This is a genomic window from Pandoraea pneumonica (assembly GCF_902459645.1).
In the GTDB taxonomy this organism is placed as follows: domain Bacteria; phylum Pseudomonadota; class Gammaproteobacteria; order Burkholderiales; family Burkholderiaceae; genus Pandoraea; species Pandoraea pneumonica.
The window spans coordinates 583,764-600,174 of the sequence record NZ_CABPSK010000002.1; the positions used below are offsets into that span (position 1 = coordinate 583,764).

General features: G+C 63.5%; 16 protein-coding genes. 9 read left to right on the top strand and 7 right to left on the bottom strand.

Annotated elements, in window-relative coordinates:
- Positions 1-202 precede the first annotated feature (202 nt).
- Together PPN31114_RS11610 and PPN31114_RS11615 are read right to left on the bottom strand one after the other, a co-directional pair.
- Entirely contained in the window at positions 203-745 is a 543-nt protein-coding gene (locus tag PPN31114_RS11610) for a response regulator transcription factor (RefSeq protein WP_150679655.1), read from the bottom strand.
- Positions 742-2,010, bottom strand: coding sequence for an ATP-binding protein (locus PPN31114_RS11615; RefSeq protein ID WP_150679656.1), 1,269 nt, complete (start codon positions 2,008-2,010; stop codon positions 742-744). Before PPN31114_RS11615 ends, PPN31114_RS11610 begins: the two co-directional genes overlap by 4 nt.
- 219 nt (positions 2,011-2,229) lie before the next feature.
- Between PPN31114_RS11615 and PPN31114_RS11620 the strand changes: the two genes are divergently transcribed.
- Positions 2,230-2,730, top strand: a complete 501-nt coding sequence (locus PPN31114_RS11620) for a copper chaperone PCu(A)C (protein WP_150679657.1) — start codon at positions 2,230-2,232, stop codon at positions 2,728-2,730.
- 143 nt (positions 2,731-2,873) lie between these two features.
- On the opposite strand, the gene PPN31114_RS11625 is transcribed toward PPN31114_RS11620, so the two are convergent.
- On the bottom strand, positions 2,874-3,143 hold the full coding sequence (locus PPN31114_RS11625) for a hypothetical protein (RefSeq protein WP_150679658.1): 270 nt from the start codon (positions 3,141-3,143) through the stop codon (positions 2,874-2,876).
- A 480-nt stretch (positions 3,144-3,623) separates the two neighbouring features.
- On the opposite strand from PPN31114_RS11625, the gene argB reads away from it, so the two are divergent.
- The 3 genes from argB (at position 3,624) to PPN31114_RS11640 (ending at position 6,394) form a co-directional block, all read left to right on the top strand.
- Positions 3,624-4,514 (top strand): acetylglutamate kinase, encoded by an 891-nt coding sequence (gene argB, locus PPN31114_RS11630; protein ID WP_150680375.1) that lies wholly within the window; start codon positions 3,624-3,626, stop codon positions 4,512-4,514.
- A 115-nt stretch (positions 4,515-4,629) separates the two neighbouring features.
- Positions 4,630-5,328 (top strand): Dph6-related ATP pyrophosphatase, encoded by a 699-nt coding sequence (locus tag PPN31114_RS11635; RefSeq protein ID WP_150679659.1) that lies wholly within the window; start codon positions 4,630-4,632, stop codon positions 5,326-5,328.
- Between the two features lie 106 nt (positions 5,329-5,434).
- The gene (locus PPN31114_RS11640; protein ID WP_150679660.1) at positions 5,435-6,394 is read left to right on the top strand and encodes a hypothetical protein; all 960 of its coding nucleotides are present in this window, start codon (positions 5,435-5,437) and stop codon (positions 6,392-6,394) included.
- 6 nt (positions 6,395-6,400) lie between these two features.
- Here the strand turns inward: PPN31114_RS11640 and PPN31114_RS11645 are convergent, their stop codons facing one another.
- Entirely contained in the window at positions 6,401-7,306 is a 906-nt protein-coding gene (locus PPN31114_RS11645) for a LysR substrate-binding domain-containing protein (RefSeq protein WP_150679661.1), read from the bottom strand.
- A gap of 198 nt (positions 7,307-7,504) precedes the next feature.
- Here PPN31114_RS11645 and mdlC point away from each other — a divergent pair, with 198 nt between their 5' ends.
- The 3 genes from mdlC (at position 7,505) to PPN31114_RS11660 (ending at position 12,136) form a co-directional block, all read left to right on the top strand.
- The gene (gene mdlC / locus PPN31114_RS11650) at positions 7,505-9,133 is read left to right on the top strand and encodes a benzoylformate decarboxylase (protein WP_150679662.1); all 1,629 of its coding nucleotides are present in this window, start codon (positions 7,505-7,507) and stop codon (positions 9,131-9,133) included.
- A gap of 84 nt (positions 9,134-9,217) precedes the next feature.
- Positions 9,218-10,678, top strand: a complete 1,461-nt coding sequence (locus tag PPN31114_RS11655) for an aldehyde dehydrogenase (protein WP_150679663.1) — start codon at positions 9,218-9,220, stop codon at positions 10,676-10,678.
- Positions 10,679-10,771: 93 nt separating this feature from the next.
- Positions 10,772-12,136, top strand: a complete 1,365-nt coding sequence (locus PPN31114_RS11660) for an MFS transporter (RefSeq protein WP_150679664.1) — start codon at positions 10,772-10,774, stop codon at positions 12,134-12,136.
- A gap of 81 nt (positions 12,137-12,217) precedes the next feature.
- Here the strand turns inward: PPN31114_RS11660 and PPN31114_RS11665 are convergent, their stop codons facing one another.
- From PPN31114_RS11665 to PPN31114_RS11675, 3 genes are all read right to left on the bottom strand, one after another.
- Positions 12,218-13,171: a PDR/VanB family oxidoreductase gene (locus tag PPN31114_RS11665; protein ID WP_150679665.1), complete on the bottom strand. Its 954-nt coding sequence runs from the start codon at positions 13,169-13,171 to the stop codon at positions 12,218-12,220.
- Positions 13,168-14,226 (bottom strand): aromatic ring-hydroxylating dioxygenase subunit alpha, encoded by a 1,059-nt coding sequence (locus tag PPN31114_RS11670; RefSeq protein ID WP_150679666.1) that lies wholly within the window; start codon positions 14,224-14,226, stop codon positions 13,168-13,170. Before PPN31114_RS11670 ends, PPN31114_RS11665 begins: the two co-directional genes overlap by 4 nt.
- 93 nt (positions 14,227-14,319) lie before the next feature.
- Entirely contained in the window at positions 14,320-14,988 is a 669-nt protein-coding gene (locus tag PPN31114_RS11675) for a GntR family transcriptional regulator (RefSeq protein WP_058376836.1), read from the bottom strand.
- A gap of 214 nt (positions 14,989-15,202) precedes the next feature.
- On the opposite strand from PPN31114_RS11675, the gene PPN31114_RS11680 reads away from it, so the two are divergent.
- A complete protein-coding gene (locus tag PPN31114_RS11680; protein WP_150679667.1) occupies positions 15,203-16,045 on the top strand; it encodes a gallate dioxygenase in 843 nt (280 codons plus the stop codon).
- On the top strand, positions 16,042-16,401 hold the full coding sequence (locus PPN31114_RS11685) for a protocatechuate 3,4-dioxygenase (RefSeq protein ID WP_150679668.1): 360 nt from the start codon (positions 16,042-16,044) through the stop codon (positions 16,399-16,401). Before PPN31114_RS11680 ends, PPN31114_RS11685 begins: the two co-directional genes overlap by 4 nt.
- Positions 16,402-16,411: the final 10 nt, after the last annotated feature.

The window sequence follows — 16,411 nt, forward strand, 5'->3', positions numbered from 1 at the left end:
ACGTAACGCGCCCGCGCAAGCGCTCGGCGGCGTTCGTTCTCGGCTAAATAAGGAGTGCTGATATTGCGCTTCGAAATGCGCGCTGCGAAGCCTTTGAATGGGCTCGGAGAGGATTTTCGGATCTGTCCGAGGCGGCGCTAGGAATGGCTATTCGGCCGCTCGGACAACCGGCATGCGATGAACGCGCTGCCGGTGACATTGCTTACTGTTTGACCGGCCGTTTGAGCAGTTTGCGTTGCAGCGTGCGGCGATGCATGTTCAGCGCGCGAGCGGTCGCCGAGATGTTGCCGTTGTGCTCGGCGAGCACACGTTGGATGTGCTCCCACTCCAGCCGGGCAACCGACAGCGGCGAGGGGTTCTCGATCGCTTCGTCGGCCTGCGTCTCGCTCGCGTCGTTACGCAGCGAGGCGAGGATCGTGTCGGCGTTGGCGGGCTTCGCGAGATAGTTATCGGCGCCGTCCTTCACCGCCTGCACGGCCGTGGCGATGCTGGCGTAACCCGTCAGCACCAGCATGCGGGCTTTCGGTTGCAAGGCGCGTAGGGGCGCAATGAGCGGCAAACCCGAATCGTGGCCCAGATGCAGATCGACCGAAATCAGATCGAACTGGCGCGTGCGTGCGGCGAGCAGCGCAGCCGCACCGTCACCGGCAATTTGCACGTCGTAGCCGCGGCGGGTGAGGGCGCGTGCCAGCGTTTCGGCGAAGACGACGTCGTCGTCGATGAGAAGAAAGTGGGAGGCGTTCATGTCTGACTCCGCGAGCCGAAGAAGAAGGTGGCCATCGGCAGGCGCAGCTCGGCGCGCGTGCCTTGCGGCGTGTTGGGGGTAAGGATGATGTCACCGCCGAGACGCTGTGCGCTGGCGAAGGCGAGATATAGGCCCATGCCGTGCCCGCCGTGCGTGCTCATGACGGGCGAGTTGCCCAGCCGCGTGCGTAGCTCGGCGCTCATGCCGGGGCCCTCGTCGCAGACGGTGAAGCGCAAATCGTCGGGGGCCACGGCCACGTCGAGCGTGACCGACGATGGGCTGAAGTACGCGGCGTTATCGAGCAGGATGGTCAGAATCTGGCCGACTTGCACGGTGTCTTCGATGCGTGCCGTCAGTTGCGGCGGCACGTGCAATTGAAACAGCACCTGGGGGTGCCGCAATCGCCATTGCGTCGTGAAGGCCGGCAGCCATTCCGCGAGCGCCTGACGCACCGGGGCGGCCGCGCGCATCTGCACGTGACCGATGGCGCTCTTGCACAGCGCGATCTGTTGCTCCAGCGTTTGCAAATCGGGTTCGAACGGTTTGAGCGCGGCACTGCCCACGCTTTCGCTGCGTAGCTCACCGACAACGACGGCCATGGTCGAGAGCGGCGTGCCGAGTTCATGCGCGACACTCGCCGCTTGTGCGCCGAGCGCGGCCATGCGCTCATCGCGCAGCAGCCGTTGTTCCGCGCGTGCCAGTTGGGCGTCACGCGCGCGCAGGGCACGCGACATGCGCGACACGAACCACGCGATCACCAGCACGCTCACCACGAAGTTGACCCACATCCCGGCGAGGTGCAGCCGCAGCAGGTTGCCCGGGTCGGCGAGGTCGAGCGGTACGTATTGGAAGTTCAGGGCACCGTAGGCCACGAGCGAGAGCAAGGCGAGTTGCGACGCGTTGCGCCACGGCAGCACGGCGGCGGCGATGGCCAAGCCGGGCAGGAACAGCGAGACGAACGGGTTGGTGGCACCGCCCGAGAAGAATAGCAGCGCGGTGAGCGCGGCCAGATCGACCAGCAATTGCCCCATTAGATCGAGATCGGTGCGCCGCTTGGCGCGCTCCACGCCGCGTCGCGCCCGAATCCAGGTCAGCACATTGAACAGCACTTCGAGCGCCACGATGGTGAGCATCGGTTCGAGCGGCAGACGCACACCGAGCCAGAGTTGTGCGACACCGATAGTGGCCAACTGGCCGACGATAGCCAGACAGCGCAGCCAGAAAAGCTGAACGACGTTGGTTCGCTCGATAGGGAAATGAGTCATCCGACAAGTGTACCAAGAGCGGCTCACCGGCCGTCCGGCAGGCCTGGGCGCTGCGACACTCTGCCGCACGCCGAAATTCCGCGTATTACATAGGCGTGACGACATCGTCGGCAGGCCGCGACTACAATGATTGTCCACGTCCTGTGCGGCACATCGTCGCGCAGCGCCTCATGCGATACAAGGCCGGTGACTTCCGGCCGACAACCAAAAGGAGTTTGCATGAAACACAAGATTTGGGTGGCTGCCGCTCTGGCCTTGGCGAGCGCATCGGCCTTTGCGCAGGTCGACGTCTCCGACGCATGGGCGCGCGGCACCGTGCCGGGGCAGACCGCCACCGGCGTCTTCATGACGTTGCAATCGCATCAGGCCACCACGCTCGTGGGGGTGAGTACCCCGGCGGCGGCCACGGCCGAAGTGCACGAGATGAAGCTCGAAGGCACGCTGATGAAGATGCGGGCGCTGCCGAACGGTTTGCCGTTGCCTGCCAATCAGCCGGTGCAGCTCAAGCCGGGCAGCTATCACATCATGCTCAACGCCCTGAAGGCGCAACTGAAGAAGGGCGACACCGTGCCGGTCACGCTGCGCTTCGAGAGCGCCGATCACAAGAAGACGGAGCAGCAGGTGCAAGTTCAGGTGCGCGACCTGACGGCGGCGGCCCCTCCCGCGGGCGGTGCGATGAGCGCCATGCCGGGGATGGCACACGGTTCGCATAGCCAGTAAGCCGCGCCATGGCGAACAAGTCGCTCGGTACCCGGCAGAAGCTGATGTTTCGCGGCGTGGGCGGCGCGGGTGGCGGCAATCGCGCGGGCGGTGGTGTCGGTTCACCGGCACCGCGTGGCATTCCGCCGGGGCGGCAGCCCGGCTCAGGGCAGATCGGCGGGCGTGCCCTTGAGCGCAACGCCCGCCGCAAGCAGCGCGGCACGAAGACAGGCGGGGCATAGGCACGCGCCGACGCCCACTCGTGCCGAGGCCGGTAGGTGCGGCCAGTCGAGGCACCAGCAGGTCACGCCTGCCGCATCAGCCGCCTCGGCCGCGCCCGCCACCATCCCCTGCGCGCCGCACGACACCTCGCCGCCGCATTGCGGGCAGCGGGTGGCGCTACCGCCCGCAGGCTTCTTCACTTCCCCATCCATCGCTGTTCGATCCTCCAATAAGTCAGCCTGGTCAGCCTGCGGTGCCTTCATTTCCAGCCTGTGAGAAGCCACCCCTGTCGTTCCCGCCGCGCGCCCTCTTTAACCTTAGCTAAGTTGCACAACTGCAACAGCGGCCGCGCTGTCACCCGTTCGCCACAGAGCGCCCGACGATGGCCGATTAAACGCCCTTGAGACGGACATTGGAAGACGATCGGGAAAAATCGGGCGTCAGAGGGCGTCTTCGGTCAAGTGAAAGGGGTGATACGCGGATGACGCCGTAGCCCGGTCACGGGGCCGAATTGACCGCATTTGCGGTTACTGCCCGAGCCGTGCCGAAGGGTACTGGCGCGCCCGCACCGACGCAAGCGAATTGCCCTTCCAAAACCCGGCAAAGCCCAGCACGCACGGGCTTCTTGGCTGTACAATGCGCCGTGTTTCTGGTCCACCTGCGAAAACGTTCCCGCCATGTCCGATCTGCAAATGAATTCCATCGACGACATCGCACCCGCTCTCAAAGCCGAGATTTTGGCCGAGGCGATGCCGTACATCCGCAAATATCACGGTAAGACCGTGGTGATCAAATACGGCGGCAACGCGATGACCGAGGAGCGCCTGAAACAGGGCTTCGCGCGCGACGTCATTTTGCTCAAGCTCGTGGGGATCAACCCCGTCGTGGTGCACGGCGGCGGCCCGCAGATCGACCAGGCGCTCAAGAAGATCGGCAAGCAGGGCACCTTCATTCAGGGCATGCGTGTCACGGATGAAGAGACCATGGAAGTGGTCGAATGGGTGCTCGGCGGCGAAGTCCAGCAGGACATCGTGATGCTGATCAACCAATACGGCGGCCAGGCGGTGGGTCTCACCGGCAAGGACGGCGGTCTGATCAACGCCCGCAAGATGCTCATGCCGGATCGTGAGAACGCCGGTCAGTTCATCGACATCGGTTTCGTCGGCGAAGTCGACTCGATCAACCCGGCCGTGGTGCGTGCGCTGCAAGACGACGCTTTCATCCCGGTGATCTCGCCGATCGGCGTGGGCGAAGACGGTCAGGCGTACAACATCAACGCCGACCTCGTGGCGGGCAAGCTCGCCACGGTACTCGGCGCCGAAAAGCTGGTGATGATGACCAACATTCCGGGCGTGATGGATCGCGAAGGCAATCTGCTCACCGACCTGTCGGCGCGCGAAATCGACGAACTGTTTGCCGATGGCACGATCTCGGGCGGCATGCTGCCGAAGATTTCGTCGGCGCTCGACGCGGCCAAGAGCGGCGTGAAGTCGGTGCACATCGTCGATGGCCGTATCGAACACTCGGTGCTGCTCGAAATTCTGACCGAGCAACCGTTCGGCACGATGATTCGCTCGCACTAAGCGGGCGACGTCATGCGGGTGACGGCACAATCTTCCGATTCGCTCGACACCCTGCAAGTATTACTGGCGGACCCTGCGGGGTCCGCTTTGCTTTTGATCGTGTGAATTCACCACCATGCCCACGCCCGCCTTCTTTTCCTGGAGCGGTGGCAAGGACTCGTGCCTTGCCCTGCATCACGAGCTGTCCTGCGATGCGTCCGGTGCACCGCATTTCGACGTACGCCGTTTGCTCGCGATGTTCGACGAGACGGGCGACAGTTCGCGCTCGCACGGCTTGCCGCGCGAGTTGATGCAGGCGCAGGCCGATGCGCTGGGCATCGCCCTCGACATCGGGCAAGCGGGCTGGAAGGGTTACGAAGCCGAATTCGTTGCGCGTTTGCAAGCGATGCGGGCAGAAGGCATCACGCACGGTTTATTCGGTGACATCGATTTGCAGCCGCATCGCGATTGGGAAGAGAAAGTCTGCGCAGCGGCGGGCATGACGGCGGTACTGCCGTTGTGGCAGCGCGAGCGTCTGGTACTCGCTAACGAATTCATTTCGCTGGGATACCGCGCGGTGATCGTGTGTGTCGACGGCCGCTATCTCGGGCCGGAATTTGTCGGCCGGGAATACGACGAGGCGTTGCTGGCCGACTTGCCGTCTAACGTCGATGCGTGCGGCGAAAACGGCGAGTTCCATACGTTTGCCTATGCGGGCCCGCGCTTTGCACAGCCGGTGCCGTGGCATATCGAACGTGTCGAGACGATCCACGGCCCAGCCGAGTATGGCGGCACGCCGTATCACCGGGCGAGCATCGTCGCGGGCAACGCATAAGACGGGCGCGGCGCGACCACGGCGCAATTGCGCAACTAGCACGTTCGGCGACGATAGCCGCCTTCAGCGCGAGGCAACATCATTCGATCTTTTTCGGAGGATCGATATGGATACCGCGAACTTCTTTTGGCCGCCCATCTCTGAACGCGCTCCCGGCGTTGGCCCGACGATCGTGCCGATCGCGCCCGGCGTTGCTACGTCGACACTCGAAAGATCGATTGCCGACAATCTCGACGCCGCTTCAAACCGTTTGATGGACGCTCAGGGCGGTGCGCCGGCGTCGCATTCACATCAGGCGCGCGATACGCGCGTGGCAAAGCGGGCGCCCGAGGACGGCGCTGACTTCGCCGAACCTTGCCACACCGTCCCTCGCTATCCGATTTCAGGCGGATTTACGCGCCGGGGCCTGATGTCGTCTCAGCAGGTCTCGCCGCAAGACCACACGCCGTTCCTGCGCGCGAACGCCCAGAGCGCCGCGTTCGGCGAATTACTGGAAATGCTACGGCCGGTGAAGGGGTGCCCGAACCGCCGGTATCGTGACAATTCAGAAATCGGAGACGAACTCCAGCAACGCATCGTCTGCCTGAAAATTAACCAACGCACGTCCGTTGAGGACGTGGTGCGCGCGCATAGAATTCCGTCGCTGCTGGTCGATGGCGAGAGATATTTTCCGGGCTCAGTCGAGGCGACCTTCTACGACATCGGATATGACGCCGCACGTCGCGCTGGCATCGATGCTTCGTCGCTCGAGGCAGAAGAAATCGAACATATCGGCAGGCTTACCGTGGAAGACATATTGATGAACCCCTCGGACCGTCGCGATGGATTTAACGGGTTCTCCCCCTACTTCAAACCGCTGCAATTCCACGCGCATGCCAACGGGCTGCAAGATGCCGCCGACATGCTCGATCGGATCACCAGCGACGCATCCTATGGCTATCCGATGACCGGACTCTACCGAGCGGCCAAGCTGTTAGCGGACGACGGGAAGTTACTTGCCAAGCATTTGCGCAGCTGTGAGCCCAAGACACCCCGGCCGACTTTGGCGTACCACGTCTTGGGATAAAGCCCCTCAAGCACTCGCCGTCAACCGCCGCAGCTCATCGAGCAGTTTCACCGCAGGGCTCGGCAGAATGCCCTGACGGCGACGAAACGCGGTCAACGTGCGCGTGGCGCGCACCGTCGGAATCGGCAGCGTATCCATCACGCGCGCTTTGGCTTCTACGTCATACATCGGCTCTGGCATCCACGTGAGAAAGCCACAGCGCGCCACCATGCTCTTGAGCACCGGCACTGAACGCGTTTCCACGACGATGTTCGGCAAGCCCAACCCATGCGCTTCGAACACGCCTTGCATATGCGCATACGGTGCCGTGCCACGCGGCGGAATCGCCCAGCGCTCGCCGAGCGTGTCAGCGAGCGCAATGCGTTTTTTCTGCCGCAGCGGATGATCGCAACCTGCCACCACGAAGCTGTCGTCCTGCCAGTGACAATCGCTGATCGCGACGATGTCTTCGGTGTCGGGGGCGACGGTCGATAACGCCAGATCGATCTCGTGGCGCATCAACCCTTGCGCCAGCCGGTCCCAAACCCCTTCGATGATTTCCACGCGCAGATTCGGCCACCGTGTCAGTACGCGGTCGATAGCTAGCGGCAGCACGTGACTGGCAATAGCCCCGACCGCGCCGACCTTGATCGTGCCTTTCGACAACCCGCGCAGCGCATCGATTTCTTCGCGCGCCAGTTCGGCTTCACGCGCGAGCAGCATCGCGTGCGGCAACAACGCGTGCCCGACGGCGGTGAGTTCCATCCCCTTGCTGTGACGCTCGAAAAGCGGCGCGCCCAGATCCGTTTCCAGCCGCTTGATGGTGCGACTCAATGCGGGCTGGGTGAGATGCAACTCCGTTGCCGCGCGCCCGAGGCTGCCCGTCGCGACGATGGTGGTAAACGCTCTCAGTTGCTGGAGATTGAGGCTCATGGGCGTGCGTTCTCAAGGAAAGCCGTCACGGAAATCCGCTCGGCAAAGTCATGCAAAAGCGTAATGACTTCGGCACACAAAAGCAATTCCAGTGCATATATCGGCTGCCTATACTCGGTCGCATTACCTGACACGCGACGATCGCCCGGATCGCGCAGACCGTCGGGGCCAACAAGATCAACGAGACAAGCGCAAGTTATGAACGACAGCCGAGAACTGCGTGTGGGCGAAGCCGCCAGCACGACCTCCCAACTCACCGTGCGCGAGGTCGTCATCGACCTGATGCGACGCCACGGCATGACCAAAGTGTTTGCCAACCCGGGCTCGACGGAATTGCCGTTGTTCCGCGATTTCCCGCCTGACTTCGAATACGTGCTGGGCCTGCAAGAAGCGGTCGTCGTCGGTATGGCCGATGGCTATGCGCAAGCGACGGGCAACGCGGCATTCATCAACTTGCACTCGGCGGCCGGTGTCGGCAACGCCATGGGCAACATCTTCACGGCGTTCAAGAACCAGACGCCCCTCATCGTGACGGCCGGTCAGCAAGCCCGCTCGATCCTGCCGTTCGACCCGTTCCTTGCCTCCGTGCGCGCGACGGAATTGCCGCAACCGTACGTCAAACTCAGTCTCGAACCGGCGCGTGCCGAAGACGTGCCGCTGGCCCTCGCCCGTGCGTATCACGTCGCGATGCAGGAACCGAAGGGGCCGGTTTTCGTGTCGATCCCGGTGGACGATTGGGACCGCCCCGCGCAGCCGGTGCCGCCGCGTCAGGTGAGCACGCGGGTGCAGCCGGATGCGCAGGCACTCGATCAACTCGGGGCGGCGCTCGACGCGAGCGAGCGGCCGGTGTTCGTCGTCGGTTCGTCGATCGACCGGGCGGGCGCATTCGACGCCGTGGTCGCGCTGGCCGAGCGTCACAACGCGCGTGTCTTTACGGCGCCGATGTGCGCTCGCTGCGCATTCCCGGAAGATCACCGCCTGTTCGCGGGTTTCCTGCCGCCGATGCGCGAGAAGATCGTCGGCCTGCTGAGCGGTCACGATCTGATTCTGGTGATCGGCGCCCCGGCGTTCACGTATCACGTGGAAGGCGCGGGACCGCACGTGCCAGAGGGCGCCGCGCTATTCCAGTTGATTGAAGACCCGGGCGTCGCAGCGTGGACGCCGGTCGGTGCATCGGTCGTCGGCAATGTGCGTCTCGGTGTCGAGGCACTGCTCACACGCGCCGCACCGCGCTTGCGAGCCCTACCCATGTTGCGTGCGGTGCCGCCCGTCGCGACACCGGGCGAAGGCGATGCGCCGATGTCGACCGCCTTCGCGCTGCAAACCTTGGCGAGCCTGCGCAATGCTGAAGACATCGTCGTCGAAGAAGCCCCGAGCGCGCGCTCCGTGATGCAGCAGTATCTGCCGTTCACGCAGGCCGGTACGTTCTTCACGATGAACAGCGGCGGCCTCGGCTACTCGATGCCCGCAGCCGTCGGCGTAGCGATGGCCAGCCCGGGACGCCGTGTCATCGGACTGATCGGCGACGGCTCCGCGATGTATTCGATTCAGGCGTTGTGGAGCGCCGCGCAATTGCGCTTGCCGATTACGTTCGTGATTCTGAACAACCGCCGCTATGCCGCGTTGCAAGACTTTGCACCGTCGTTCGGCTTCGGCCCGCAAGACCCGGTGCAGGGCACCGACTTGCCCGATCTGGATTTCGTACATCTCGCGGCGGGCATGGGCGTGCGCGGCGAGCGCGTGACGCAGGCGCTTGCGCTGCGCGACGTCTTGTCGCAGGCGATCGCGAGTGGCGAGACCCGACTCGTGGAGATCGAGGTGGCATGATGCACAGCGCGCGCAGGCGCGAGTAGACGCTTGCGCCGTGACGAATCATCGAATTCCGCGAATCGAGAGAACAAGGAGATATTCATGCAAACCCCTCAGACGCTCACCATGCTGATCGGCGGTCAACGTGTTGCCGCGAGCAGCGGCGCAACGTTCGAGCGTCGCAACCCACTCGATGGTGAAGTCGCCTCGCGTGCCCCTGCCGCGACCGTCGACGATGCACGCGCCGCCGTTCGTGCGGCGTGGGCCGCATTCCCGGCGTGGTCGAGCACGGGCCCGACCGAGCGTCGCGCGCTGCTGATGAAAGCCGCCGACCAGTTGGAAGCCAAGATCGAACAGTTTCAAGCCGCGATGGCGGCAGAGACGGGGGCGTCGGGTTTGTGGGCGGGATTCAACGTGCATCTGGCCGCACAAGGCTTGCGTGAAGCCGCATCGATGACGACGCAAATCGCGGGTGAAGTGATTCCGTCGGACGTTCCCGGCAGTCTCGCGATGGGATTGCGTCAGGCCGCGGGCGTGGTGCTGGGCATCGCCCCGTGGAACGCGCCGGTCATTCTGGGCGTGCGTGCGTTGGCGCTGCCGCTTGCGTGCGGCAATACGGTCGTGTTCAAGGGTTCCGAGTTGTGTCCCGCGACGCACGGACTCATCGCAGACGCGTTGGAAGAAGCCGGTCTGCCGCCGGGCGTGGTGAATTTCGTGACGAACGCGCCGCAAGACGCCGGTGCGATTGTCGACGCGTTGATTGCCGAACCGGCCGTGCGTCGCGTGAACTTCACGGGCTCGACACGTGTGGGCCGCATCATCGCCACGCGCTGTGCCGAACACATCAAACCGGCGGTGCTGGAGTTGGGCGGTAAAGCGCCGTGTCTGGTGCTCGACGATGCCGATCTCGAGGCTGCCGTGAATGGCGTGGCCTTCGGCGCATTCGCCAATTCGGGCCAGATTTGCATGTCGACCGAACGCATCGTAGTGGCTGAAGCCATTGCCGACGCGTTCACAGAAAAGCTGGCCGCCAAGGCCCGAGCGTTGCCGCTGGGCGATCCGCGCAAAGGGCCGGTCGTGCTTGGCTCGGTGATCGATATGGCGACCGTCGAGCGCTGCAACGCCCTCATCGACGACGCGTTGACGAAAGGCGCGAAGCTGCTTTGCGGCGGCCGTGCCGAGACGACGCTGATGCCTGCAACGCTGCTCGATCACGTCACCCCCGACATGAAGATTTACAGCGAAGAATCGTTCGGACCGGTCAAGGGCATCGTGCGTGTGAAGGACGACGAAGCGGCGATTGCCTGTGCCAACGACAACGTCTACGGCCTGTCGTCGGCGGTATTCAGCCGCGACATCGCCCGCGCGATGCAAGTGGCCGCACGTATCGAATCCGGCATTTGCCATATCAACGGCCCGACCGTTCACGACGAAGCGCAGATGCCTTTCGGCGGCGTGAAGGCGAGCGGCTGGGGACGTTTCGGCGGCAAGGCGGGCATTCAAGAATTCACCGATCTGCGCTGGGTGACGGTGCAGACGACGCCGCGCCACTACCCGTTCTAAGGCGAACCGGCGCGCCAGCCAAAAGTTTCGCAACGCAAGACCACCATACCGCCGCAGCCGGGAGACCGGAACAGACGGCCGGAGGAGACAACCGTGTCACAACCTTATGAGACCGCCCCTGCGGGCGGCGGCAACCCGATGTCGGAATCGCAGCGCAACGACGCGGCAACCCAAAGCGCGCCGCAGGGTGCCGCTGCGGGCTACGGCCGCGTGGTGGCGGCAAGCTGTTTCGGCACCGCTATCGAGTGGTACGACTTTTTCGTCTACGGGTTTCTCGCGCCCATCGTCTTCGACCGGCTGTTCTTCCCGCAGCTCGACCCGATGGCGGGGATGATCGCGGTATTCGCGACGTTTGCGGTCGGCTTCGTCGCACGTCCCATCGGCGGTATCGTGTTCGGGCACTTCGGCGATCGCATCGGGCGCAAGTCGATTTTGCTTTTCACGCTCATTCTGATGGGCGTGGCAACCACACTCATTGGCTTGCTGCCGACGTACGACATGATCGGCATGTGGGCGCCGATCATGCTCGTCACGCTGCGCTTCGTGCAGGGTTTCGCGCTGGGCGGGGAGTCGGTTGGCGGATTGCTGATGACCGTCGAGGGCGCGCCTGCGCATTTGCGTGGCCTGTTCGGCGGATTGATTCAGGCGGCGGGGCCGACGTCGATTGTGGGCGCGTCGCTCGCCATCGTCCTCATCACGCGGCTACCGGAAGACGATTTGCTTAGCTGGGGCTGGCGCATTCCGTTCCTTGTGAGCTTGCTGCTGGTTGCGCTTGGCACTTACGTGCGCTTGAAAGTGGAAGAATCGCCGACCTTCAAGGCCGTGGAGAAACACCGCGAGATTGCGAAGGTGCCGGTCGTGGAAGTGCTCACGCACTACTGGCGTCCGACGCTCGTCACGTTCTTCATCTGTCTGGCCGAGACGAGCTTCTTCTATCTGGTGGCGATTTTCTCGCTGTCGTACGGCACGAAGACGCTGGGTCTGCCGCGCGGCATGATGGCCGACGGCGTGCTCTACGCGAACATCCTGGCGATGCTGACGATTCCCGCGTTCGGTATGCTCTCCGACAAGCTGGGCCGCCGTCCGATGTTCTTGATGGGGTTGGCTGCGACGGCGATCTTCATCTATCCGTTCTTCCTGATGATGGGCAGCAAGGAAACCGCACTGGTGGTGATGGCCATCGTGATTGGTGCCGGTGTCATTCACCCGATGATGTTCGGCCCGGAAGGGAGCTTCTTCTCGGAGTTGTTCGACACGCGTGTGCGTTTCTCCGGCGTATCGCTGGGCAAGCAGATTGGCACGGTGCTCGGCGGCGGACTCGCCCCGATGATCGCGGCGAGCTTGCTGGCATGGAGTCATGGTCAGATTTGGCCGGTCATCGCGTACTTCCTCGTACTAGCGGCGATGGCGCTGGTTTCGACGTTCCTCGTGCGAGAGACGAAAGACCGGACGCTGTAAGCCGTCATGTATCAAACAAAACGCCCTGCTCGCGTCGCGAAGCAGGGCGTTTTGTTTTGTCGTTCAACGATGCGAAGCGAACTACAAATCGAGCACCAGCATGGCCGATTTGCTGCGCGAGCAGCACGGCAGCATTTGATCGTTGGCAGCGCGTTCATCATCGGTCAGATAGACGTCGCGATGATCGGGCGTGCCGTCGATCACGCGCGTGAGGCAGGTGCCGCAAACGCCCTGTTCGCACGACATCTGAATCTCGACACCTTGTGCTGCCAGCGCTGCCACGATGGTCTCACCGGCTTTCACGTCGATGACGCGCCCACTCGAATGCAGCTTGACCTGAAACGGCGCATCGCTCGCGCCATCGGTAGCGATGGGCGCAGCGAAATACTCGCGATGCACGTTGCCTTCCGGCCATTGCGCGGCTTCCGCACGCGAGAGCACGGCGTCGATGAACCCCGCCGGGCCGCACACATACAGATGCTTGCCGCCCGAGGGCTGCGCGAGAATCGCGTCGAGATCGGCGCGAGCGCCTTCGCTGTCGTGATAAATGCGGGTCTTGTCGGCGAGATCCGCTTGCGCGAAACGTTCGCCAAACGCGGTGCGTGCGGGCTCGCGTGTGCAGTAATGCACTTCGAACGACGCACCGCTAGCGGCCAGTGCTTCCGCCATCGCCAGAATCGGCGTCACGCCGATACCCCCGGCAAGCAGAATGCTGTGCTTCGCGGTATCTGCGAGCGGAAAGTGATTACGCGGCTCGCTAATCTCCAACTCGGTGCCAGCCGTCAACGCGTGCATGCCGGTCGACCCGCCGCGCGACGCGGGGTCGCGCAGCACGCCGAGACGATAGTGCGGCACGTCGCCTGTATGACCCGGCGCATTGCACAACGAGTATTGCCGCACGAGGCCGCCCGGCAGATGCACGTCCACGTGCGCGCCAGCGGTAAAGCCCGGCAGCGCACTGCCGTCCAGACTCACCAGTTCGAAGGCGCAGATGTCGGTCGCGACATCTCGCTTGTTCGCCAGCCTGACCTTCATGCTGCGTGCTCCGAACCTTGCGCCGCCCCTGCGCGCTCTGCATCGATCAGACGATCGAGCACCTTGCGCGACTGCACACCACCGGCATCGATGTTGAGCTTGAGAATCTTCTTCTCCGGATACGCCGACAGATTGCGTTGCTGCGCTTCGAGCACTTCTTGGTCTTCAGCGAAGATGCCGCCTTGGCCGCGCTTGATCGCGGCGGTCAGTTCCGCGTCGTCCGGCTTGAAGTTGCGGGCCATGCCCCAGAAGTACCAGATCGACTCGTCGGTCTCGGGGGTGATGAAGTCGACCACGATGCTGCCGGCCTTCTTGTCCGCTGGGGCTTCGTAACCGCCATGACCCGCATGCGCGACACCCACTTCGATCATCACGTGACTCGGCGGCGTGAAACGGCAAATTTGCCAGCGATCGCACGGCACTTGATCGTCGAGACCATTAGCGCGCAGCGCGCTCGCCCAGAACGGCGGCGCCTTGATGTTTTCCATGTGACGCGCGGTGATCACGCTGTCGCCTTCCACCACCGTCTTCGGCGGGGCCTCTTCGATTTCTTCCTGCCCGATGCTCGTCGCGTGCACGTACGTCTCGTGCGTGAGGTCCATCAGGTTATCGATCATCAGGCGGTAATCGCACTTGATGTGATACAGGCCGCCGCCGTACGCCCATTGATCGCTCACGGCCCATTCCAGATGCGGAATCTCGTCGGCGTTGGCCAGCGCGGCATCACCCGGCCAGACCCACACGAAGCCGTAACGCTCCACGCACGGATACGCGCGCGTCTTCGGAAAGCCGCCCACGCGTTGACCGACCATCTTCGTGCACTTGCCGCCGCCATCGACCGTCAGGCCGTGATAGCCGCACACCAGTTGCCCGTCTTTCACGAACCCGAGCGACAACGCTGCGCCGCGATGCGGACAGAAGTCTTCGAGCGCAGCGACCTTACCGTCGCCATCGCGGAAGAACACCATCGGCTCGTTGCAGACCTTGCGGCCCAGCGGCTTGTCGGCGAACTCGTCGGGCGTGCAGGCCACATACCAAGTGTTTTTGAGGAACATGATCGTTTGTCTCCTTGGCGCGCCTGGGGATGGCGCACTCTTGTTTCGATACGGGATAGAGAAAAATTCAGCCGGGCAGGGCGTGGCGACGCCTCAAAGCAACTGCGCCCCCATGCTGTGTTCTTGGGTCACGATGTGCTCGCGGCACATGAATTCGGCGCGATCAGGCTGGCGCGCAGCAATCGCTTCGACGATGGCGTGATGCTGACGATGCGCGTACGCGATGATGTCCGCGTACTGGCGGCGGTCCTCGTGACCGAAGGCGACCGTACGCGGCGCGACAAACGGCACCAGATTGCAGCGCGCGATAAAGCCTTCGAGCAATGGGTTATGGGCGCCGGTCACGAGCAGATCGTGAAAGCGCGCGTTGAGCGACGCGTAGCCGATTTGCACTTCGGGCGTCATCGTGTGATCGGCCAGCAGCGCATCGCCCTCGGCGAGCAAGTCGCGCAGTTGCTTCAGCAACTCGGCACTCGCGCCCTTCTCGGCGAGCAGACGCGCGGCATAACCTTCGAGCGCGCCGCGCAAGTGCAGCGCTTCGACGCTCTCGTCTCGTGTGTGCGCGCGCACGGCGTAACCGCGTTGCCCGGCACGCACCACCAACCCTTCTTCGGCGAGTACCGGCAGCGCTTGCCGAATCGGCATACGCGAGACGCCCAGTTGCTCGGCGAGCTTGGCTTCGGCGAGCCGTTCGCCCGGGGCGAGCTCGCCCTTGAGAATCATCTCGCGCAGTTGGACGGTGGTCGGCGTGGGGTGAAGCATGCATTTCCTCGTGATCGCTGGATGGCGTTGCCGGTCTCCCGGATACCGCCTTTTTTTCATTATGGGATCCCATAAATCCAAAACGCATCAGTAGATACCCTTGTTTATGCAAATACGGGATCCCGTTTAGACTCGGCCCTGCATAAATGCGGGGGGAGCCATGCGTGAGCGCGGCACCCTCTCGGCACTACAAGACAAGAGACGGAGACTTATCGTGGCAAAGATCATTGGGGGGATTGGCACGTCGCACGTGCCGACCATCGGCGTGGCGTACGACAAGGGCAAGCAGCAGGATCCCGCGTGGGCGCCGCTGTTTCAGGGCTACGAGCCTGTGGCGAAATGGCTGGCCGAGAAGCAGGCCGACGTCCTCGTGTTTTTCTACAACGATCACGCCACGACGTTCTTCTTCGACATGTATCCGACGTTCGCGCTGGGCGTGGGCGAGTCGTTCCCGATTGCCGATGAGGGCGCCGGATTGCGTCCGCTGCCGCCGATTCGCGGCGACGTGGCGTTGCAAGCGCACATTGCCGAATCGCTCGTGAACGACGAATTCGACCTCACGGTCTTTCAGGACAAACCCATCGATCACGGCTGCGCGTCGCCGCTGCCGTTGCTCTGGCCGCATAAGCCGGACTGGCCCGGCACGGTGGTGCCCATCGCCATCAACGTGTTGCAGTACCCGCTGCCGACCGGCCGTCGCTGTTACCGCCTGGGGCAGGCGGTGCGCCGCGCCATCGAATCGTATCCGGAAGACCTGCGCGTGGTCGTGGTCGGCACCGGTGGCCTCTCGCATCAGATTCACGGCGAACGCACGGGCTTCAACGATGAATCGTGGGATCGCGAATTCCTCGAACTGCTTCAGCACGAACCCGAGACGCTGGCCGAACTCAAGCACGTCGACTACGTGCGACGCGGTGGCGCGGAAAGCGTCGAGCAGATCATGTGGCTGTCGATGCGCGGCGCGCTCGGCCCGAAGATCAAACGCCTGCATCTGAACTACTACTTGGCCACGACGACCGCGATGACCGTCGCGCTTTACGAGGAGGAAGCCGCATGAATCCGCAACTCGAAGGCATCGAGACGATCACCGGGACTTACGCATTCGACTTGCGCGTGAGCAATCGCACGCTCGCGCTCAACCGGTTCTTTTGGCACATGATTCGCGCCGAAAACCGCGAGACGTACTTGAGCGACCCCGTGACGGCGATGACGGCGGCAGGCTTGTCCGCCGAAGAGCAGGCGCTGGTGCAAGCGCAGGACTGGCTCGGGCTCGTGCGCCACGGCGTGAACTTCTTCGTGTTGGAGAAGTTTGCGCGTGTGGTGCGCAAGACCAATCTGGAGGTGTACGCGATCATGCGTGGCGAGTCGTTCGATGACTTCATGGCAACGCGTCGCGTGCCGACCATGCGCTGAGCCGGACGCC